Annotated in this window: 21 protein-coding genes; 9 read left to right on the top strand and 12 right to left on the bottom strand. The window is 71.4% G+C overall.

Annotation, left to right across the window (positions count from 1 at the left end; genetic code table 11):
- Nucleotides 1-11: 11 nt before the first annotated feature.
- On the top strand, nucleotides 12-710 hold the full coding sequence (locus OO60_RS01650) for an SDR family oxidoreductase (protein ID WP_003065069.1): 699 nt from the start codon (nucleotides 12-14) through the stop codon (nucleotides 708-710).
- On the opposite strand, the gene OO60_RS01645 is transcribed toward OO60_RS01650, so the two are convergent.
- A complete protein-coding gene (locus tag OO60_RS01645; protein WP_033260670.1) occupies nucleotides 707-1,729 on the bottom strand; it encodes a WD40/YVTN/BNR-like repeat-containing protein in 1,023 nt (340 codons plus the stop codon). The two genes, OO60_RS01650 and OO60_RS01645, sit on opposite strands and share 4 nt — an antisense overlap.
- Nucleotides 1,730-1,828: 99 nt before the next feature.
- The gene (gene pafA / locus OO60_RS01640) at nucleotides 1,829-3,187 is read right to left on the bottom strand and encodes a Pup--protein ligase (protein WP_033260669.1); all 1,359 of its coding nucleotides are present in this window, start codon (nucleotides 3,185-3,187) and stop codon (nucleotides 1,829-1,831) included.
- Between the two features lie 200 nt (nucleotides 3,188-3,387).
- Between pafA and OO60_RS01635 the strand changes: the two genes are divergently transcribed.
- Both OO60_RS01635 and OO60_RS01630 read left to right on the top strand, forming a co-directional pair.
- Nucleotides 3,388-4,812 carry a bifunctional phosphatase PAP2/diacylglycerol kinase family protein gene (locus OO60_RS01635; protein WP_051767635.1) on the top strand — a complete coding sequence of 475 codons (1,425 nt, stop codon included), beginning with the start codon at nucleotides 3,388-3,390 and terminating at the stop codon, nucleotides 4,810-4,812.
- A gap of 100 nt (nucleotides 4,813-4,912) precedes the next feature.
- Complete coding sequence (locus OO60_RS01630) at nucleotides 4,913-6,139, top strand: alpha/beta hydrolase (RefSeq protein ID WP_003075637.1); 1,227 nt, start codon at nucleotides 4,913-4,915, stop codon at nucleotides 6,137-6,139.
- Nucleotides 6,140-6,426: 287 nt separating this feature from the next.
- Here the strand turns inward: OO60_RS01630 and prcA are convergent, their stop codons facing one another.
- The 4 genes from prcA to dop form a co-directional block, all read right to left on the bottom strand.
- Nucleotides 6,427-7,215, bottom strand: coding sequence for a proteasome subunit alpha (gene prcA, locus OO60_RS01625; RefSeq protein ID WP_081655801.1), 789 nt, complete (start codon nucleotides 7,213-7,215; stop codon nucleotides 6,427-6,429).
- Nucleotides 7,216-7,272: 57 nt separating this feature from the next.
- Nucleotides 7,273-8,127 carry a proteasome subunit beta gene (prcB, locus tag OO60_RS01620; protein WP_003075643.1) on the bottom strand — a complete coding sequence of 285 codons (855 nt, stop codon included), beginning with the start codon at nucleotides 8,125-8,127 and terminating at the stop codon, nucleotides 7,273-7,275.
- Nucleotides 8,128-8,237: 110 nt separating this feature from the next.
- Complete coding sequence (locus OO60_RS01615) at nucleotides 8,238-8,432, bottom strand: ubiquitin-like protein Pup (protein ID WP_003075646.1); 195 nt, start codon at nucleotides 8,430-8,432, stop codon at nucleotides 8,238-8,240.
- Between the two features lie 86 nt (nucleotides 8,433-8,518).
- Nucleotides 8,519-10,021 (bottom strand): depupylase/deamidase Dop, encoded by a 1,503-nt coding sequence (gene dop, locus OO60_RS01610; protein ID WP_033260668.1) that lies wholly within the window; start codon nucleotides 10,019-10,021, stop codon nucleotides 8,519-8,521.
- Between the two features lie 41 nt (nucleotides 10,022-10,062).
- On the opposite strand from dop, the gene OO60_RS01605 reads away from it, so the two are divergent.
- Nucleotides 10,063-10,581, top strand: a complete 519-nt coding sequence (locus tag OO60_RS01605) for an NUDIX domain-containing protein (RefSeq protein WP_003075656.1) — start codon at nucleotides 10,063-10,065, stop codon at nucleotides 10,579-10,581.
- On the opposite strand, the gene OO60_RS01600 is transcribed toward OO60_RS01605, so the two are convergent.
- Genes OO60_RS01600 through OO60_RS01590 form a run of 3 tightly spaced genes read right to left on the bottom strand, consistent with a single transcriptional unit; the run spans nucleotide 10,572 to nucleotide 12,502 of the window.
- The gene (locus tag OO60_RS01600) at nucleotides 10,572-11,183 is read right to left on the bottom strand and encodes a hypothetical protein (RefSeq protein ID WP_240490661.1); all 612 of its coding nucleotides are present in this window, start codon (nucleotides 11,181-11,183) and stop codon (nucleotides 10,572-10,574) included. The genes OO60_RS01605 and OO60_RS01600 overlap by 10 nt on opposite strands.
- Before the next feature lie 48 nt (nucleotides 11,184-11,231).
- On the bottom strand, nucleotides 11,232-12,167 hold the full coding sequence (locus tag OO60_RS01595; protein ID WP_003075662.1) for an aldo/keto reductase: 936 nt from the start codon (nucleotides 12,165-12,167) through the stop codon (nucleotides 11,232-11,234).
- The gene (locus OO60_RS01590; protein ID WP_003075665.1) at nucleotides 12,164-12,502 is read right to left on the bottom strand and encodes a hypothetical protein; all 339 of its coding nucleotides are present in this window, start codon (nucleotides 12,500-12,502) and stop codon (nucleotides 12,164-12,166) included. Before OO60_RS01590 ends, OO60_RS01595 begins: the two co-directional genes overlap by 4 nt.
- Before the next feature lie 47 nt (nucleotides 12,503-12,549).
- On the opposite strand from OO60_RS01590, the gene OO60_RS01585 reads away from it, so the two are divergent.
- Nucleotides 12,550-12,888, top strand: a complete 339-nt coding sequence (locus tag OO60_RS01585) for an ArsR/SmtB family transcription factor (RefSeq protein WP_003075668.1) — start codon at nucleotides 12,550-12,552, stop codon at nucleotides 12,886-12,888.
- A 66-nt stretch (nucleotides 12,889-12,954) separates the two neighbouring features.
- The gene (locus OO60_RS01580) at nucleotides 12,955-13,830 is read left to right on the top strand and encodes a TIGR03620 family F420-dependent LLM class oxidoreductase (protein ID WP_003075671.1); all 876 of its coding nucleotides are present in this window, start codon (nucleotides 12,955-12,957) and stop codon (nucleotides 13,828-13,830) included.
- On the opposite strand, the gene OO60_RS01575 is transcribed toward OO60_RS01580, so the two are convergent.
- Complete coding sequence (locus OO60_RS01575) at nucleotides 13,819-14,643, bottom strand: DUF3626 domain-containing protein (protein WP_003075674.1); 825 nt, start codon at nucleotides 14,641-14,643, stop codon at nucleotides 13,819-13,821. The two genes, OO60_RS01580 and OO60_RS01575, sit on opposite strands and share 12 nt — an antisense overlap.
- A gap of 76 nt (nucleotides 14,644-14,719) precedes the next feature.
- Between OO60_RS01575 and OO60_RS01570 the strand changes: the two genes are divergently transcribed.
- Entirely contained in the window at nucleotides 14,720-15,646 is a 927-nt protein-coding gene (locus tag OO60_RS01570; RefSeq protein WP_003075677.1) for a DMT family transporter, read from the top strand.
- A gap of 50 nt (nucleotides 15,647-15,696) precedes the next feature.
- Here OO60_RS01570 and arc read toward each other — a convergent pair whose 3' ends face one another.
- Complete coding sequence (arc, locus tag OO60_RS01565) at nucleotides 15,697-17,499, bottom strand: proteasome ATPase (protein ID WP_033260667.1); 1,803 nt, start codon at nucleotides 17,497-17,499, stop codon at nucleotides 15,697-15,699.
- A gap of 367 nt (nucleotides 17,500-17,866) precedes the next feature.
- On the opposite strand from arc, the gene OO60_RS01560 reads away from it, so the two are divergent.
- Nucleotides 17,867-18,745 carry a hypothetical protein gene (locus OO60_RS01560; protein ID WP_003075684.1) on the top strand — a complete coding sequence of 293 codons (879 nt, stop codon included), beginning with the start codon at nucleotides 17,867-17,869 and terminating at the stop codon, nucleotides 18,743-18,745.
- A gap of 13 nt (nucleotides 18,746-18,758) precedes the next feature.
- A complete protein-coding gene (locus OO60_RS01555) occupies nucleotides 18,759-19,205 on the top strand; it encodes a hypothetical protein (RefSeq protein ID WP_033260666.1) in 447 nt (148 codons plus the stop codon).
- Nucleotides 19,206-19,266: 61 nt separating this feature from the next.
- On the opposite strand, the gene OO60_RS01550 is transcribed toward OO60_RS01555, so the two are convergent.
- The gene (locus OO60_RS01550) at nucleotides 19,267-20,097 is read right to left on the bottom strand and encodes a tRNA (adenine-N1)-methyltransferase (RefSeq protein WP_033260665.1); all 831 of its coding nucleotides are present in this window, start codon (nucleotides 20,095-20,097) and stop codon (nucleotides 19,267-19,269) included.
- Between the last annotated feature and the right edge of the window lie 6 nt (nucleotides 20,098-20,103).

The raw sequence follows: 20,103 nt of genomic DNA, 5'->3' as shown, positions 1-20,103 counted from the left end.
GCCTGGAGCGCATGGATGATCGCGTTCTCCTCATCACCGGTGCCTCCCGGGGCCTGGGCGCCGCCACCGCCCGGCTCGCCGCCGCCTCCGGGTTCCGGGTCGCCCTCGTCGCCCGCCAGGCCGACGCCGTCGCTCCCCTCGCCGCCGAGCTCGGCGAAGACCGGGCCCTCGCCCTCGGTGCCGACGTCGGCGACTGGCCCGGCATCTCCGGAGCCGTCGACGACACCGTCCGGCGGTTCGGGCGCCTCGACGCCGCCTTCGCCAACGCCGGGATCGGGGTCGGGACCTCCTTCTTCGGCGATGACGATCCCGATCCGCGCGCGTGGGAGCCCATGGTCCGCACCAACGTCCTCGGAGCCGCCTACACCGCCCGCGCCGTCCTGCCCGCGCTCCGGGAATCCGCCGGGCACCTGCTGATCACCGGTTCGGTCGCCGGCCGCTACATCCGCAACGCCAGCCTCTACTCCGTGACCAAGTGGGCCGTGACCGGGATGGCCGGGGCGATCCGGGAAGAGGCCGTCGGCACCGGGGTGCGCGTCACGCTGATCAACCCCGGTATCACCGACACCGACATCCTCACCGACGAGCAGCGCGAGAAACCCCACCTGGAGCCGGCCGACATCGCCCGTGCCGTGCTCTACGCGCTCTCCCAGCCGCCGTCGGTCGACGTCAACGAGATCATGGTCCGCCCGACCGGGCAGGTGCTCTAGCGGAGGCGGGCGACGCGGCCCTGGGCGCCGCTCGCCCAGCAGGCCGCCCCGGCGCAGTCCACGGTGTCGAAGCTGCCGGTGTCGAACCGGGTCCAGTGCCGTCCGCCGTCGGAGCTCAGGTCGCTGCCGCCCGGGCCGACGGCCAGCACCGTCCCGCCGCGCCACGCCAGCCCGGAGCGGTAGCCGGCCGGGTACTGCGCCGGTGTCCGCCAGGTGCGGCCGCGGTCGCGGGTCAGCGCGACCGCCGGGCCCGGCGCGTCCGGGTTCGCGAAGTCGCCGCCGATCGCGACGCCCTGGCCCGGGGTCCGGAAGGCGAGCGCGAACACGCCGGCCGACGGGCTGCTCGGCAACGGCGTGTCCGACGCCGTCCAGTGGCGGCCGCCGTCGCCGGAGTGCAGGACGCGGGCCGTCGCGCCGCCGCCCGTGGCGAGCCAGGCGTCGAACGGCCCGGCCGTCGTGACGCATTGGCCGCTGGCCGCGAACCCGGCCTCGCCGGGCAGGGCGGGCGGGAAGCCGCTGTCGGGCACCGGGCGCCAGCTTCGGCCGCCGTCGAACGTCGCTTGGACGCGGAACCGGCCGTCGACCGGGTCGCTCATCGCCAGCCCGCGCCACGGGTCGAAGAAGGCGAGGCAGTCGTAGAACGCCGCCGCGTCGGTGTTCTGGAACGTCTGGCGCCAGTGCGTGCCGCCGTCGTCGGTCCGGTAGACGCGGGAGTCGGTGCCGGGGCCGATCGAGAGGACCACGGCGTGCTCGGCGTCGAACGCCTCGATGTCCCGGAACTGCAGCGTCTCGGTCCCGGGCGGCCCGACGGACTTCCAGGTCGCCCCGCCGTCGGTGGTGCGCAGGACGGTCCCCTGCGTGCCGCTGACCCACGCCACCCGCGCACTGACCGCGGACAGGCCGCGGAACTGAGCCGTGACGCCGGTCGGCTTCAGCTCCCACTGCGGCAGGTGCTCCCCCGCCGACGCCGGGACCGCGATCGAGACCAGCAGGGCGCACACGAGCAGCACGACACGCATGCGGCGATCCTGCCGCACCGGCCGCGCGACTTTCGTCGGGACTGCCCACCGTCGTGAGTGGTAAGGCGCGTTAGAACGCGCCTTACCACTCACGACCGGCTAGAGCGAGCTGATCAGGCGTTCCACGCGCTCGTCGACCGAGCGGAACGGGTCCTTGCACAGGACCGTGCGCTGGGCCTGGTCGTTGAGCTTCAGGTGCACCCAGTCGACGGTGAAGTCGCGGCCCGCGGCCTGGGCGGCGGCGATGAAGTCGCCACGCAGCTTCGCCCGCGTCGTCTGCGGCGGGGTGTCCTTGGCCGCCTCGATCTCGCCGTCGTCGGTGACCCGGCGGACCAGGCCCTTGCGCTGGAGCAGGTCGAAGATGCCCCGGCCCCGGCGGATGTCGTGGTAGGCCAGGTCGAGCTGGGCGATGCGCGGGCTGGACAGGTCCAGGTCGTGCTTGTGCCGGTAGCGCTCGACCAGCCGGTGCTTGATCGCCCAGTCGATCTCGGTGTCGATCTTGCTGAAGTCCTGCTGCTCGACCGCCTCGAGGGCCCGGCCCCACAGCTCGACGACGCGCTCGTTCGCCGCCGTCGACCCGTTGTCCCTGATGTGCTGGACGGCCCGAGCGTGGTACTCGCGCTGGATGTCCAGAGCCGACGCCTCGCGGCCGCCGGCCAGCCGGACCTGGCGGCGGCCGGTGAGGTCGTGGCTGATCTCGCGGATCGCGCGGATCGGGTTGTCCAGGGTGAAGTCGCGGAACTGGACGCCGGCCTCGATCATCTCGAGCACCAGGTTCGCCGAGCCGACCTTGAGCATGGTCGTCGGCTCGGCCATGTTCGAGTCGCCCACGATGACGTGCAGGCGCCGGTAGCGCTCGGCGTCGGCGTGCGGCTCGTCGCGGGTGTTGATGATCGGCCGCGACCGGGTCGTCGCGCTGGAGACGCCCTCCCAGATGTGCTCGGCACGCTGGGAGAGGCAGTAGACCGCGCCGCGCGGGGTCTGCAGCACCTTGCCGGCGCCGCAGATGAGCTGGCGGGTCACCAGGAACGGGAGCAGCACGTCCGCGATCCGGGAGAACTCACCCGCGCGGGTCACCAGGTAGTTCTCGTGACAGCCGTACGAGTTGCCCGCCGAGTCGGTGTTGTTCTTGAACAGGAAGATGTCGCCGCCGATGCCCTCGTCGGCGAGCCGGCGCTCGGCGTCGACCAGCAGGTCCTCGAGGATCCGCTCGCCCGCCTTGTCGTGCGTGACGAGCTGGACCAGGTCGTCGCACTCGGCCGTCGCGTACTCGGGGTGCGAGCCGACGTCCAGGTAGAGCCGTGAGCCGTTCGACAGGAACACGTTGGAGGAGCGTCCCCACGACACGACCCGCCGGAACAGGTACCGCGCCACCTCGTCGGGCGAGAGCCTGCGCTGTCCGTGGAAGGTGCACGTGACCCCGAACTCGGTCTCGATGCCAAAGATCCGCCGCTGCATCCCACCAGAGTAGGCGCTGCACCCCCTTCGACGGTGCGCCGTTCGGGCGTCGACACGCCCCCAGTACGCCACAGACGGTGAAATCTCCCCGAATCAGGCACGATTGGAGCACAGCTCTTGACGACGTGCGGAAGGCGGACTCCTTGTCACATCAGCTCATCCGGGCCTTCCGGCAGGTCGGCCGGACCGATCGGGCGCTGATGCGCCGCAGCGCGGCCCTGCCCGCCTCCCGAGCCGACGACGCGCTGATGACGCTGTCCAGATCGGCGAACAAGTCCCGGCTGTGGTGGGGCGTCGCGGCGCTGCTGGCCGCCCGCCCTGGCGAGACGCGCCGGGCCGCGCTGCGCGGGGTGGTCGCGATCGCCGGGGCCAGCGCGGCGGCGAACCTCATCGGCAAGCCGCTGTTCCCCCGCCGCCGACCGGCCGAGGAGGAGACGCCGGTGCGCCGCCGCCTGCGGAAACGGCCCACGTCCTCGTCGTTCCCGTCCGGGCACTCGGCGTCCGCGGCCGCCTTCGCGACGGCGGTGGCGATGGAGTCGCCGCGGGCCGGGCTCGCCGTGGCGCCGCTGGCGCTGGCCGTCGCCTACTCCCGCGTCCACACCGGCGTCCACTGGCCCTCAGACGTCGGCGTCGGCCTGGGCATCGGCGTCGGCGTGGGGCTGGCCACCCGGCACTGGTGGCCGCTGCACGACGACGTCCCCGGCCGCACCGCCCACGACGCGGACGCCCCCGAGATGGTCGACGGCGAGGACATGCTCGCGGTCGTCAACCCGAACTCCGGCGTGGCCGGCCAGGACCCGACCGAGGACGTCAAGTTCGCCTGGCCCGCGGCCACGGTGCTCTACCCGGACCCCGGGCAGGACCTCCGCGCCCAGCTCGAGGCCGAAATCGACGCCCGCGGCACGGTCCGCGCGCTCGGCGTCGCGGGCGGGGACGGCACCGTCGCCGCGGTGGCCTCCGTCGCCGCCGAACGCGACCTGCCGCTGGCCCTGGTCCCGGCCGGGACGCTCAACCACTTCGCCCGCGACGTCGGCGTCAGCTCCATGCCCGACGCCGACGCGGCGACCGAGATCGGCAACGCCGTCCGCGTCGACCTGGGCGAAGTCGAGATCGAGGGCGCCGGCGAGCCGGCCCACCGCTGGTTCGTCAACACCGCCAGCCTCGGCGGCTACCCGGAGATGGTCCGGTTGCGCGAGAAGCTGCAGGAGAAGCACCCGAAGTGGCCGTCGGCCGCGATCGCGCTGGCCAGGACGCTGCGGAACGCCAAGCCGCTGACCGTCCGGCTCAACGGCAAGAAGGCGCAGGTCTGGCTGCTGTTCGTGGGCAACGGCACGTACGCGCCCAAGGGCTTCGCCCCGAGCCGGCGGCCGGCGCTCGACACGGGCCTGCTCGACATCCGCTACCTGCGCGCCGACCTGCCCTACTCCCGGGCCCGGTTCCTGCTGGCGATGGTCACCCGCAGCCTCGCCGCCAGCCACGTCTACCAGGAGCTCGACCTGCCGGAACTGGACGTCGAGCTGCTCGACGGCAACCGCCGCGTCGCCACCGACGGCGAGGTCGGCCCGCTCGGCAACCGGTTCCGGTTCCGGTCCCGCCCCAGCGCCCTGACGCTCTACCGCCCCTGAGGTTGCTTTACCTTCTCTCAACGAACCCACAGGGAGTTCCCGCTAGTTTCGCGACCGAGTTGCGGGCAACCCTGCCCGCGGCCGGGACGGGCGGGGTTGCATGGACGGGTACGGCCTGGCGAGCGTCATCCACCGGGCCGGGACCGACCCGGTGCTGCCGGGGAACATCACCGCGCGCGCCCGCGACCTCGGCCCGCTCGAGTCGCCGCTGATCTGGCTCGGGCTGGCCTCGGGTGCGGTTGCCGTCCTCGCCGTCGTGGTCGCGCTGTGGTACCGCCGGCGGGTGCGGCGTTGGGGGTTCACCGCTTTCGGCGTTCTTCTGCTGCTGGCCGCTGTCACCGCGGTCAACAGCTACGTCGGGTATGTGCGCACGTCAGACGACCTCGCTCGTCTCCTCCAGCGCGGTCCTGGGGTGATCAATGTCGCCGGTCATCTGCTCGATGACGGCAAGGAGGCTCCTGAGCCGTCGTCGGATTCCTCTTCCGCGCCGCGGCCTGGGAAGGGGCCCGGTAAGGGGGTGGGTTCGGCCGCTGCTGGGCAGCGGATCGACGTCGTCAACCTGGCCGATCCCGCTCATGGGGTGCCTTCCGGTAGCAACTACGTCATCCTGCCGCCGGGGTACGACGCCGACCCGGGCCGCCGGTATCCGGTCGTTTACCTCATTCACGGGTATCCCTTCGGCGGTCCTCGTGACTGGCTGACCTCGGGGGATGCTCCCGGTACCCTCCTGGCGCTGCAGCAGGCCAATGTCATCGCGCCGATGATCGTGGTCAGCGTCGACCTGACCGCGGGGAATCCGAGTACCGACTGGGAGTGTCTTGACGTTCCCGGTGGGCCTCAGCTGGAGACCTATCTTGCGAAGACCGTTGTTCCTGCCGTTAACCAGCGGTATCGGACCTATGCCGATCGTGCTCACCGGGCTCTGGGCGGGATGTCCGGTGGGGGGTTTGGGGCGCTCAACATCGGGCTTCATCATGTGGACGAGTTCGCGACTCTCGTGATCGCGCTGCCTTATGACGATCTCAACGACTCGATTGGGATTCTGGGTGGTGATCAGGCCGCTATCGCTGCCAACACGCCTCGGCGGTACCTGCCTGGGATGAAGTTCAGTGCTCCGATTTCGGTCATGCTTGCTGTTGGTACTGGGGCTCCTACTGATGTGAGCACCGCTCGGCGGATTGCTGCTGCTCTGCAGGCTCGGGGGCAGGATGCTGTTGTTCATGCCGAGCGGGGGTTCAACCACACCTGGCATACCGCTCGGGCTACGCTTCCTTACCTGCTTGCCTTTGCTGATCAGAACTTTCGGGCTTCGCCTGCTGTGTCTTGAGTTCTTCTCCTGCCGGGGTTTGCTCTGCCGGACTCTGCCCTGCCGGAGTCTCCCCTCCCGCCCGAACGCCGGATTGTTCAACGGCCGACAGGCCGTGTCAAGGCGGGAAAGCGTGCCTTGACACGGCCTGTCGGCCGCTGATGCGGCTGCGTATCGGGTCGGCAGGGGGGTGTGGTTGGAGGGCCTGTTTCTCCGGGGTCTGGTTTTCTTGCCTGCGCCGGGGTTTGGGACTGCAAGGGCAAACAAAGGGGCGTGACCTTCGGCCACGCCCCGCTTTGGTGCTCTGCTTACTCGCCTTCTGGTTTGCCCTCTGGCTCCTCGCCCTGGGGGTCGGGGACCGGGAGGAGGGTGTCCAGGGCTGCTCCTGTCAGGCGGCGGAATGATCGGCGGGGGCGGTCTCGGTCCAGGACCGCCACCTCCAGTTTGATCGGGTCCGCGTCGCCGTTTCCGTTCGATGTGGCCGTCGATGACGACGACGAGCCCGATGACGATGCCGGGGCCGGCTGGCTCGGGGCCCTCAGGGCTGCCACCGCCACTCCCAGGGCCGCCTGCAGGTCCAGGCCGTCCTCGAACGTCTCCTTCAGCTTTGCCGAGATCTTGTCCGTCTGGCCGCCCATCACCACGTACTGGGGCTCGTCGAAGATCGAACCGTCGTACGTCAGGCGGTACAGCTGGTCCTCCGCTGCGCTTGCTCCGACCTCCGCTACGCAGATCTCCACCTCGAACGGCTTCAGCTGCTCCGTGAAGATGCTGCCCAGCGTGGCCGCGTACGCGTTCGCCAGTGCCCGTGCGCTCACGTCGCGGCGGTCGTACTGGTAGCCCTTGAGGTCCGCGTGGCGGATTCCCGCCACGCGCAGGTTCTCGAACTCGCTGTAGCGGCCGACCGCCGCGAATCCGATGCGGTCGTAGATCTCGGAGACCTTGTGCAGGGTGGCCGACGGGTTCTCCGCCACGAACAGCACGCCGCCCGCGTACTTCAGCACCACCACGCTCCGGCCGCGCGCGATGCCCTTGCGCGCCAGCTCGGAACGCTCCCGCATCAGCTGCTCGGGAGAGGCATACAACGGCATCGTCACGGTGTGCGCTCCAGGTCTTCCGGTGTTCCAACGTTCACTGGTTCAGCTCCGCGGGGGTCAGGACAGGCGGCGCTGGTGGCGCTCGATCCGGCCCGCCACCACCGCTTCCGCGACCGCCGCCGCCTCGGCCGTCGGCAACTGCAGAGCGCCCTGCTCCGCCGTGATCGTCACGACGGTCGGGAAGATGCGCCGGACCAGGTCCGGGCCGCCCGAGGCCGTGTCGTCGTCCGCTGCGTCGTACAGGGCCTCCACCGCCGCGCGGATTGCGCCCTCGACGTCGGCGTCCGGGTCGTGCAGCTTCTTCAACGCCGATTTCGCGAACAGCGAACCCGAACCGATCGATGCGTAGCCGCCGTTCTCCTCGTAGCGGCCGCCCGCGGCGTCGTACGAGACGATCCGGCCGGCGTGCTTGGCGTCCTCGGCCTCCAGGTCGTAGCCCACGAACAACGGGATCGCCGCCAGCCCGGCCATCGCCATCTCGAGGTTCGCCTTGACCATCCCGGCCAGCTTGTTCGTCTTGCCGTCCAGCGACAGCGAAACGCCCTCGATCTTCTCGTAGTGCGCCAGCTCCACCGCGTACAGCCGGACCATCTCCACGGCCAGCCCCGCCGTGCCCGCGATGCCCACCGCCGAATACTCGTCGGTGACGTGCACCTTCTCCATGTCGCGGCTCGCGATCAGGTTGCCCGACGTCGCCCGGCGGTCACCCGCGATCAGGACCCCGCCCGCGAAGGTGCACGCGACGATCGTCGTCCCGTGCGGCACGCCCAGCTCCGCCGCGCTCGCGGCCATCCGGCGCTGGGGCAGCAGCTCCGGCGCCTGCTCCCGCAGGAAGTCGGAAAACGACGACGTCGCCGACGAAAAGTACGCCCCGGGCAGCGCGGGACCCGAGATGCCCCTGGTGTTGTCCATACGTGCTCAAAAATCCCATCTGTGCGGGCCGGAGCCCCGCGCGGGCAGGACGCCGCGCGGAACGCCGGCCGCCGGCTGAACGGTCGGCAAGGGCGGAAAGCCCCGAGCGGCTATTCGCCGCCCTTCTGCACGTAGGCCCGGACGAAGTCCTCGGCGTTCTCCTCGAGCACGTCGTCGATCTCGTCGAGGATCGTGTCCACGTCCTCGCCGAGCTTCTCGCGCCGCTCCTGACCCGCCGCGCCGGTGTCCTCGAACTCCTCGTCGGAGTCACCACCGCCGTGCTTTTCGATCTTTTCCTGGGCCATCTCGCCTCCCGGTGTGGCTGATGTTTCCTAGCCTACCCAGCGCCCCCGACATTCGGGGTCACGCCGCGATCGCTGGTGCGTCCCGCCTAGTCCGAACCGGTGAGCGCCTCCACGAGCTCCTCCGCCGTCGCCGCGTTGTCCAGCAGCTTGCCGACGTGCGCCTTCGTCCCCCGCAGCGGCTCCAGCGTCGGGATCCGCACCAGCGACTCCTTGCCCACGTCGAAGATGACCGAATCCCACGACGCCGCCGCGATCGAGGTCGCGTACTTCTCCAGCGCCCGGCCCCGGAAGTAGGCCCGCGTGTCCGACGGGGGCGTCGTCACCGCGGCCAGCACCTCCTCCTCCGAGACCAGCCGCTTCATCGACCCGCGCGTCACCAGCCGGTTGTACAGGCCCTTCGCCAGCCGAACGTCCGAATACTGCAGGTCCACCAGCCGCAGCCGGGGCGCGCCCCAGGCCAGGCTGTCGCGCTGCCGGTAGCCCTCCAGCAGCCGCAGCTTCGCCGGCCAGTCCAGCCGATCCGCGCACTCCTGCGGGTCCCGCGCCAGCGCGTCCAGGATCTCGCCCCAGACCCGCAGGACCTCCTTCGACGCCTGGTCCGCGCCCGTGCGCTCCAGGTTCTGCGACGCGATCTCGTGGTAGGCGAACTGCAGGTCCAGCCCGGTGTACTTCTTCCCGTTCGCCAGCGCGACCTGCGTCTTCAGCGTCGGGTCGTGGCTGATCTGGTGGACCGCCTTGACCGGCTCGTCCAGCTTCAGCTCGTCGAACCGGATGCCCGACTCGATCAGGTCCAGCACCAGCGCCGTCGTCCCGACCTTGAGGTACGTCGAGTACTCCGACATGTTCGCGTCGCCGATGATGACGTGCAGCCGCCGGTACTTGTCCGCGTCCGCGTGCGGCTCGTCGCGCGTGTTGATGATCCCGCGCTTCAGCGTCGTCTCCAGGCCGACCTCGACCTCGATGTAGTCCGCGCGCTGGGACAGCTGGAAGCCGGCCTCTTCACTCTGCTGGCCGATCCCGACCCGGCCCGAGCCGGTCACCACCTGCCGCGACACGAAGAACGGCGTCAGCCCCGCGATCACCGCCGTGAACGGCGTCGACCGCGCCATCAGGTAGTTCTCGTGCGTGCCGTAGCTCGCGCCCTTGCCGTCGACGTTGTTCTTGTACAGCTGCAGCTGGGGCTGCCCCGGCACGGACGCGGCCTTCATGGCCGCCTCCTCCATCACCCGTTCGCCCGCCTTGTCCCAGATGACCGCGTCCCGCGCGTTCGTCACCTCGGGCGCCGAGTACTCCGGGTGCGCGTGGTCGACGTACAGGCGCGCGCCGTTGGTCAGGATGACGTTCGCCGCGCCCAGGTCCTCGACGTCCGGGTCGTGGCCGGGGCCGCCCGGGCCGGTCAGGTCGAACCCGCGCGCGTCCCGCAGCGGGCTCTCCACCTCGTAGTCCCACCGCGCCCGCCGGGCGCGCGGGATGTCGGCCGCCGCCGCGTAGGCCAGCACGACCTGGGTGGAGGTGAGTACCGGGTTCGCCGTCGCGTCGCCCGGCACGGAGATGCCGTACTCGACTTCGGTTCCCATGATCCGCCGCATGTCACCACCCTACGGGGTCGCCCTAGTGGAACGATGCACCCATGCCAGGCAGTGACGAACTCGTTGCCCTCTATGACCAGGCCGGCGCGGTCGTCGGCGCCACGACCCGCGCCCGCGTGCGCGCCGAAGCGCGGTGGCACGCCGCCGGTGTCGTCCTGGTCCGTTCGGGTGACGGATCCGCCGTCTACGTGCACCTCCGCACCCCCGGCAAGGACGTCTTCCCCTCGACCTGGGACTGCTGGGCCGGCGGGGTGGTCGCCGCCGGCGAGACCCCGGCCGAGTGCGCCCGCCGCGAACTCGCCGAAGAACTCGGCGTCCAAGGGGTGGAACCCGTTCCGCTGTTCACCAAGGTCTACGACGACGGCCGCAACCGCTGCCACAACTTCGCCTTCGAGGTCCGCTGGGACGGCCCGATCCGCCACCAGGCCGAAGAGATCGTCGAAGGCCGCTGGATCCCCCTGGCCGACCTGCGGGCCTGGGTCGACGACCCGGCCCCGGAGCTGCCCTTCATCCCCGACGGCCGCGAAGGCGTCCAGGAGTGGTTCCGCCGCTACGGCTGAGCCGTCAGCTTCGCCGTCATCGCCGGGAGCAGGCGCTTCGCCGCGTCCACGGCCCGCGTCTCGGTGCTCGCCGAGACCGTCAGCTCGGACACGAGGCTCCCCTTGGCCAGCAACACCGTGCAGGTCTTGCCCTCGCACCAGGCCTGCTGCCGCTCGGTACCGGGCTGGACGGGGACGTTCACCACCTTGCCCGCGCACTCGTTCTCCGCGACGGCCTGGGCGGCCGACCGGTCCGGGAACGCCACGACGCGGTGGCTCAGCACCGACCCGCTGGGGTAGCGCCAGGTCGCGGTCCGGCTGCCCGCCGACGGCCCGTCCGCCAGACACCCCGAAGCCTCACCCGAGCCCGGCTGCACCCCTTCCGCCGCGACGTCCGCATCGGACAGCAGCGCGCGTTCGGCGAGCAGGCCGAGGTCGGGCGCCTGCGGCGTGACCGGAGCGGCCTTCGCCGGACTCACCGGCACCTCGGCCGTCGTGACCGGCGCGGACGTCGGCGCCGGATCGTCGTAGTAGGTCTCGAGGTTGTTCGGGTCGGGCCCTTCGCAGGCCGTCAGGCCCACCAGCGCGACCGCGGCCAAGGCGACCACCTGACGATGACGCACCCGGCCTCCTGTCGTCGGTTTCGTGCCTGCGAAGGGTAGTGCAGCCCGTCAGCGCCACGCCAAGGAGGACCGGTGTCGCCAGTACGCCCCGGGCTCCTCGGCGAGTCCGGCCAGCGCAGCCCGCTCGGCCGCGGTCAGCTCCACGGTCGTGGCCCGCAGGTTGGACGCCAGCTGCGCCGGGCTCGCCGGGCCGATCACCGCCCGGTCCACCCAGCCGTTCGCCAGCACCGCGGCCACCGCGACCGCGTCCGGGCCCGTCCCGTGCGCGGCCGCGATCTCGCGCACCGCAGCCGGCGCCTCGACCACCAGCCTGCCGTTGGCCAGGGTTTCCTTGACCAGCACCCGGTTCCCGGCCGCGTGCGCCGCGGCGAGCGCCGTCCCCGCGGACGGTTCCAGGACGTTCCACGTCGACTGCACCGCGGAGAACACGGGGCGCCCGGCCACTTCCAGCGCGAACGCCCGCTCGATCGCCGCCGCCTGCGCCGGCCCCGACGTCGAAAACCCCACCGCGACCCCGTTCGCGGACAGCTCGGCCAGCGCTTCGAGCAGCGGCTCGTCGGTGAACAGCGGACTGTCCACAGTGAGCGAATGCACCTGGTAGAGCCCCACCCGATCCGCCAGCAGCGCCAGGGTTTCCGCCCACTGCGCCGCGAACCGCGCCGCCGAGTGCTCCTTCACCTCGTGCACGTCCGCGTCGAGCCGCCAGTCCCCGACGTAGGCGTAGCCCCACTTGCTGGAGACCTCGACCCCCGTGTGCCCGCGCTCGGCGAACCACCCGGCCAGGAACTCCTCGGAGCGCCCGTACGACCGGGCGACGTCGACGTGCCGGACACCCGCGGCGTAGGCGTCGTCGAGCACCGCGAAGGTCGCCGCGCGCATCGAAGCGACGTCCCGCACCGGCGGCAGCGCCCCTTCGCTGCCGAGGTTGATGTAGGCCGGGCGGCCCAGCGCGGCCAGGCCGAGGGCGACGCGATCCGCGCTCATGCCGTCTGCTTGTGCCGCAGGATGGCCAGCCACTGGCTCGCGTTCTGGGCCTGGCGGTGGAGCTTCTCCAGCCGCGCGGCCGGCGCCCGGACGTAGCCCTTGCCGAAGACCGGGGCGATCTGGCGGAGGCTGGCGCCGCTTTCCCGCGCCGCGAGCAGCAGCCAGTCCGAGGCGTCGGCGCAGGCCGCGGACGCCCGGCGCAGCTCGCCGAGCAGGTCGATGAGGTCCTGGGCGCCCACCTCCCCCGCCTCGACGGCGGCCGCGGTCGTCTCCAGCCAGGCGAGGACGTCGGATTCGGTGATCGGCGCGCGCGGCCGCGAGTGTTCTTCGCTCACAGGCTGCAGTATAGGTCGTTATACGCCGATATACTGGGCGCCACACCATGACGACACGCACCGGATCCCAGGCCGACGTCAAGCAGCTGCTCGACGTCTTCAAGGCGTTGGCGAACCCAGTTCGGCTGCAGGTGCTGCAGTGGCTGCGGGAGCCGGCGCGGCACTTCCCGGTCGAGCGGGCGATCGCCGATCCGGTGGAGGTCGGGGTGTGCGTGACGCACATCCGGGAGAAGGCGGGGCTCGCGCAGTCGACCGTCTCCGCGTACATGGCCGAACTTCAGCGTGCCGGGCTGGTCCGGGCGACGCGCGTCGGCAAGTGGACGTACTACCAGCGGGACGAGGCCCGGATCGCCGAGCTCGTCGCCACCCTCGGCCGCTCGCTCTGACCCCCGCTCCCCCGCTGAGCCGACCCCCGCGTTGCGTCATATCGAAGATCCGCAATACTTCGATCCATGAGCATGATCGAGAACATGCGGCTGGGTCGCTACGGGATCTGGACGTTCGACTTCGAGGACCAGCCGGCCGGCCTGATCCGGGACTCGGTGCAGGAGCTGGAAGAACTCGGCTGGCCGGCGGTCTGGATCCCGGAGAGCGAGGGGCGCGAAGCCCTGACGCACGCCGGGTTCCTGCTGTCGGCCACCGAACGCCTCACCGTCGTCAACGGGATCGCGCAGATCTGGTCCCGCGAAGCCCAGTGGACCCGCGGCGGGGCCCTGCTGCTGGCCGACGCCTACCCGGACCGCCACCTGCTGGGCCTCGGTTTCGGCGCCGGAAAGCCCGGCGCGAAGCCCCTGCAGGCCATGAACGACTACCTCGACGCCCTCGACCTCGACCCGAAGGTCAACCCCGCACCGCGCGCCCCGGTGCGCCGGATCCTCGCGGCGTACGGCCCGAAGATGCTGGCGCTGGCCCGCGAGAGGTCGGCGGGCGCGCACACCTACCACGTGACCCCGGACCACACCGCCCAGGCGCGCGAAATCCTCGGGGCCGGGCCGTTCCTCGGCGTCGAGCACGCCGTGCTGTTCGAAACCGATCCGGCCAGGGCGCGGGAGATCGCCCGCGCCCACCTGCACCCGTACCTGACCACGCCGTACAACATCGCCAAGTTCCACCGGCTCGGCTACTCGGACGCCGACCTCGCGGGCGGCAGCGACCGGATCGTCGACGACCTCGTGTTCTGGGGCGACCTCGACACGATCACCGCGAAACTGCGCGGCCACCTCGACGCGGGCGCCGACCACGTGGGTGTCCAGGTCATCGGCGTCGAGCCGGGCACGTCGGCCATGCCGTACTGGCGGCGGCTGAGCGAGGCGCTGCTACCCGCGTAGGCCGAACCGCGCGGTGCAGTGCCACACGCGCTTCAGCACCTGGGGATCGTGCCGGCCGGCGCGGACGGCGTCGCCGATGACGCGGGCGTCCAGCCACCCGTCTTCGGCGATGTCCTCGCCGGCCCGCACGGCGTCCTCGCCGCGGTAGTCCACGTGCGCGGCGAGGTCCGCCACCGGCAGCCGGAAGCCGTGGTGCCAGCGGGTCGGGAACGGGAACTCCGCGGCCGCGGCTTCGACGCCGGTGCCGCGGAAGGCCGGGTCCAGCACCAGCGCGGCGATGTCGTCCGGCAGCCGCACCGGGCCGTGGACGTGGGCCTCGACGTAGTCGTCGAGCTCGTCGGGGGCGTCGGCTTCGACGACCGGGAGCAGCGGGAAGTGCGTGCTCGTGCCGAAGTGCGCCGGCTCGTGGAAGCTGTCCGGGTAGCAGAACGTCGTGCGGTGCAGGACTTCGGCCCGGAGCCGGAAGTGCGCCGACCCGAACCGGACCGAGCCGCCCGCCGGGCGGCGGCGGTGGTTCAGCGAGCCGTACTTCGGGCGGGCCGCGGGCGGCAGCTCGTCGTAGACGCCGCCGAACATCCGGTGTTCCCAGCGCCACCGGGCACCGCCGGGGTGCGCGGTGAGGCCACCGTTGCTCGTCCTCGTCTCGAACTGCGAACGGTAGACGCCGTCGGTCAGCCAGTGCCGCAGCAGCGGCACGTCCCCCACCAGCCGGTCCGGGTGGAAGTGGATCGTGACGTCGAGGCCCGCCGGCAGCGGCGGCCCGTCGGCGCGGGCTTCCACGTACTCGACCGCTGACTGCCATTCCTGCCCCATGGTATAGGCCGTTATACACAACACGGCGTCGGAAAACCACTGGCTTCACGGCCCGTCCGCCGGTTTGACTGCGGCCATGCGTCTGGCGGAGTTCGGGGTCACGGTGCGGTTCGCGCTGCTGGCCGTGGTGTGGGGTGCGAGTTTCCTGTTCATCAAGGTCGGTCTCGACGGGCTCTCCCCCGGTCAGGTCGCGCTCGCCCGGGTGGCGCTCGGCGCGCTCGCGCTGGCCGGCATCCTGCTGGCGCGCCGGCGGCGGCTGCCCCGCGATCCCATCCTGTGGGCGCACCTCGCGGCCGTGTCGGTGCTGTTGTGCGTGGTGCCGTTCCTGCTGTTCTCGTGGGCGGAGCAGTACATTCCGTCCGGCTTGGCGAGCATCTTCAACGCGACGACGCCGCTGATCACGATGCTGCTGGCGGCCGCGGCGCTGCCGGAGGAGCGGTTCACCCCGCCGCGGGTGCTCGGGCTGCTGCTCGGGTTCCTGGGCGTGCTGACGATCGTCGGGGTGTGGCACGGCATCGACGTGTCCCACCAGCTGACCGCCCAGCTGGCCTGTCTGGGCGCGACGACGTGCTACGGCGCGTGTTTCGTGTACCTGCGCCGGTTCGTTTCACCCCGTGGGACGGATCCGGTGGTCGTCGCGTTCGGGCAGACGGCGTCGGCGACGGTGATCCTGGGCCTGCTGACCCCGGTGATCGCGGCGACGCCGGTGCACCTGAGCCTGCCGGTGGTGGCGAGCATGCTCGCGCTCGGCGTCTTCGGCACGGGGATCGCCTACGCCTGGAACACCCGGATCATCGCGGCCTGGGGCGCGGCCAACGCCTCGGCGGTGACGTACCTGACGCCGGTGGTGGGCGTGCTGCTCGGCGTGCTCGTGCTGGGGGAACCGGTGAGCTGGAACCAGCCGGCCGGCGCGCTGCTGGTGGTGCTGGGCATCCTCGCCGCACACGGGAAGTTGCGCCTGCGCCGCTCAACTTCCGGCGAAGCCGAACTGGTCCGCCGCTAGACACGCCGATGGGGCGGCTGCCGCGGCAGCCGCCCCATCGCGCGTCGGAACTACAGGTACTGACCGGTGTTCGTGGCGGTGTCGATCGCCCGCCCCGAGTCCTGGTTCTTGCCGGTGACGAGCGTGCGGATGTAGACGATCCGCTCGCCCTTCTTGCCGGAGATCCGGGCCCAGTCGTCCGGGTTGGTGGTGTTGGGCAGGTCCTCGTTCTCCGCGAACTCGTCGACGATCGCGTCCAGCAGGTGCTGCACGCGCAGACCCGGCTGCTTGGTCTCCAGGACCGACTTGATCGCCGACTTCTTCGCCCGGTCCACGATGTTCTGGATCATCGCGCCCGAGTTGAAGTCGCGGAAGTACAGGACTTCCTTGTCCCCGTTGGCGTAGGTCACCTCGAGGAACCGGTTCTCGTCGCTCTCCTCGTACATCCGCTCGACCGTGTGCTGGATCATCGCGTCGAACGTCGCCTTGTGGTCCCCGCCGAACTCGGCGAGGTCGTCGGCGTGGATCGGCAGGCCTTCGGCCAGGTACTTGGAGAAGATGTCCTTCGCGCCTTCGGCGTCCGGACGCTCGATCTTGATCTTGACGTCGAGCCGGCCCGGCCGCAGGATCGCCGGGTCGATCATGTCCTCGCGGTTGGAGGCGCCGATGACGATGACGTTCTCCAGGCCTTCGACACCGTCGATCTCCGACAGCAGCTGCGGCACGATCGTGGTCTCCACGTCGGACGACACGCCCGACCCACGGGTCCGGAAGATCGAGTCCATCTCGTCGAAGAACACGATCACCGGGGTGCCCTCGGAGGCCTTCTCCCGCGCCCGCTGGAAGATCAGGCGGATGTGCCGCTCGGTCTCCCCGACGAACTTGTTGAGCAGCTCGGGGCCCTTGATGTTCAGGAAGTAGGACTTCCCGTCCGCCGCGTCGCCGCGGGCCTCGGCCACCTTCTTGGCCAGCGAGTTCGCCACCGCCTTGGCGATGAGCGTCTTGCCGCAGCCCGGCGGGCCGTAGAGCAGGACACCCTTCGGCGGCCGCAGCTGGTACTCCTGGTACAGGTCGGCATGCAGGAACGGCAGCTCGACCGCGTCCCTGATCTGCTCGATCTGCCGGGTGAGGCCACCGATGTCCTCGTAGCGGACGTCGGGCACCTCCTCCAGCACCAGGTCCTCGACCTCCGCCTTCGGCACGCGCTCGTACGCGTAGCCGGCCTTGGAGTCGACCAGCAGCGAGTCGCCCGGCTTGAGCGGCTGTTCGGCCAGCAGGTCGGAGAGCAGGACCACCCGCTCCTCGTCCGCGTGCCCGACCACGAGCGCACGGGGGCTGCCGCCCTCGACGTCCGGGGCGAGCACCTCGCGCAGCGCGCACACCTCACCGGTGCGTTCGAAACCGCCGCCCTCGACCACGGTGAGCGCCTCGTTGAGCCGCAGCGCCTGGCCGCGGCGCAGCGACGAGATCTCGACCGCGGGCGAAACCGACACCCGCATCTTCCGGCCGGCCGTGAAGACGTCCACCGTGTTGTCCTCGTACGCCTCGACGAAGACGCCGTACCCGGACGGTGGCTGGGCCAGCCGGTCGACCTCCTCGCGGAGGGCGAGGAGCTGTCCTCGCGCTTCGCGCAGGGTTTCGACCAGTTTGGTGTTGCGCTCGGTGAGCTGGCTCACCCTTTCCGAGGCCTCGGCGAGCCGCTGTTCGAGAACCCGGTTCTGCCGTGGCGAGTCCGTCAGTTTGCGGCGCAGCAGCGCCACTTCTTCCTCGAGAAAACGGATCTGCCGAGCCTGCTCGTCCGCCGTCGTCCCAGCTCCGGATGTTGCTGAAGGGTCGGCCTCCTCGCGCCGACCTCCGGGAAGGTCATGATGCATCGGGCACCTCCTCGGAGTGCTTTTCATTCCACGGTACCGGCGATCACCGACAAGAAAAGGCCTTTCCGGATCACAAGATCGGCGCGTCGCGGTTTGCCTGCCGCCCCCAGCACGGACATTCCCGCAGCGCAAGCGGCCATTTCGGTGCCGCGGCGCCGGTGTGTCGCGGGTCCGGCCGGGCCGGGATGAAGCAAGCACGTCGGGAGTACCCCGCCCGCGGACGGCCCAACCCCCGCCGGGCGAGCGGGCAATTCCGGCCAGTTCCGCCCTAACCGCGCGGCAGGACGGGCCGGTGGCTAGCATCGGGCGACGCGGTACCGGCCCCGACGGCCGGGCGCTATCGAGGGAACGCTAGGGGGCACCACTCATGACCTACCCGCCGCAGCAACCGGGCGGCTACGGCCAGCAGCCCGGCGGCTACGGGCAGCAGCCCGGGCCGTACGGTCAGCCGCAGCCCGGCGGTTACCCCCAGAGCGGACCCCAGCCGCAGCCCGGCTACGGCGGCACGCAGCAGTACGGCCAGCCCGGCCCCTACGAGGGCGGCACGCAGCAGTTCGGGCAGCCGGGGCCGTACGACGGCGGTTACCCGCCCCAGACCGGCCCTCAGCCCCAGCAGGGCTACCCCCAGTACGGGCAGCAGGACCAGTGGGGCCAGCCGCCGCAGGGCTCTTACGGCGGGTTCGACCAGTACGGCGGCTTCGGCGACGCACCCCCGCCCAAGAAGCGCAAGACCGGCCTGATCGTCGGCATCGCGGTGGCCGCCGTGGTGGTCGTCGGCGGCGGCGTGACCGCCTTCGTCCTCATGAACGGCAAGGACGACCAGACCGCCGCCCCGCCCGCGAGCAGCAGCTCCGCGGCGCCGACGTCGGTGCCCAAGGCGTCGACGCCCAAGCCGAAGACCAGCGCGCCGACCAGCCCGACGTCGAAGCCGAGCAAGCCGGCGGGCGGCCCGGCCCCCGGCGGCAAGGGCAGCTCGCAGGAGCTCTTCGATTCGACGATTTCGGCCTACAACGCGGGTGACGAGAAGGCGCTCGGCGACGTCATCTGCCGCAGCGTCTACGAGGGTTCGACCGGCCAGATCCCGAAGGTGACGGTCAAGCTGACCGGCGACCCGCAGGAGACCGGCGACAAGGCCACCGTCCGCTACTCGGCCACCGACGGCAGCAAGACGAAGGTCGGCACGATGTCGGCGCAGAAGGAATCCGGGCTGTGGTGCCTGTCCAACGTCAGGGCGGACGGCTCGTGAGCACCCGCCTTCGGTGAACCGCGCGCTCGCCGCCGGGCTGGTGCTGCTCGGCGTGGCCGCCGCGGGCGTGGTCCTCGGCCTGCTGCTCGTCGCGCCGTCGGGTGCACCGCCGTCGACCTCGAGCCCGGCACCGCCGCCCCGCCCGTCGGCGCCGGCCGCTCCCGACGAGGCCGACACGGCGGCAGTGGCCGTGCTGGCCCGCGCGATCGTCGACGCCATCGCCCACCACGACTCGGCGGCGTTCGGCAAGCTCACCTGCCGCCCGCAGAGCACCGAGGCGCTGGCGGGCCTGCAGCGCACGTGGGACGCGGCCGGCCCGGTCACGGCGAAGCTGACCGGGCCGCCGGAGCTGCGCGGCGAATCGGCGACGGCGAAGGTGCACGTCGAGGCGGCGGGCGGCGTCAAGGACACGCCGTTCCCGCTGCACAAGGAGAACGGCCGCTGGTGCGTGCCGGGTTAGGCGGGCGGGGTGCACCCGGCGGGCCGGCGGGTGGCCGCGTCGGCGATCGCCGCCCCGGAGGTCAGCCCTTGCCCTTGCTGGGCCGGCGCGACACCCGCGGGGACACGGTGCCGTCGGCCAGGCGCCGCGCGGTGAGCAGGAACGCCGTGTGCGCGACCATCCGGTGGTCCGGGCGCACCGCCAGGCCCACCACGTGCCACGGGCGCATCAGCGTCTCCCACGACTCCGGCTCGGTCCAGCACTGCTGCTCGCGCAGCGACTCCGTGACGCGCGAAAGCTGCGTGACCGTCGCGACGTAGACCGTCAGCACGCCGCCCGGCACCAGGTGGGCGGCCACGTTCGGCAGCTGGTCCCACGGCGCCAGCATGTCCAGCACGACCCGGTCGACTTCGCCCTCGTGCGAGGCCAGGTCGGCGACCGTGAGCGACCAGTTGGCCGGCTTCTCGCCGAAGAACTTGACGACGTTGCGCTCGGCGTGTTCGGCGTGGTCGTCGCGGATCTCGTACGAGTGCACGCGGCCCGCCGGGCCGACCGCGCGCAGCAGCGAGCACGTCAGCGCGCCGGAGCCGGCGCCGGCCTCGAGCACGCGCGCGCCGGGGAAGATGTCACCCCACATGACGATCTGCGCCGCGTCCTTCGGGTAGATCACCTGCGCGCCGCGGGGCATCGAGAGCACGTAGTCGGGCAGGAGCGGGCGCAGCGCGAGGTAGGTCGACCCGCCCGCCGAGGTGACCACCGAGCCCTCGGGCCTGCCGATCAGGTCGTCGTGGGCGAGGGCGCCGCGGTGGGTGTGGTACTCACCGCCGTCGGCCAGGGTCAGGGTGTAGTGCCGCCCCTTCGAGTCGGTCAACTGCACCCGATCACCCGCGCGAAACGGTCCGCTGACCGACAACACTTC

The organism is Amycolatopsis vancoresmycina, from assembly GCF_000716785.1.
GTDB classification, from domain to species: Bacteria; Actinomycetota; Actinomycetes; order Mycobacteriales; family Pseudonocardiaceae; genus Amycolatopsis; species Amycolatopsis vancoresmycina.
Note: the sequence above shows the minus strand (reverse complement) of the source record. Positions and strands in the feature narration are given on the sequence as shown.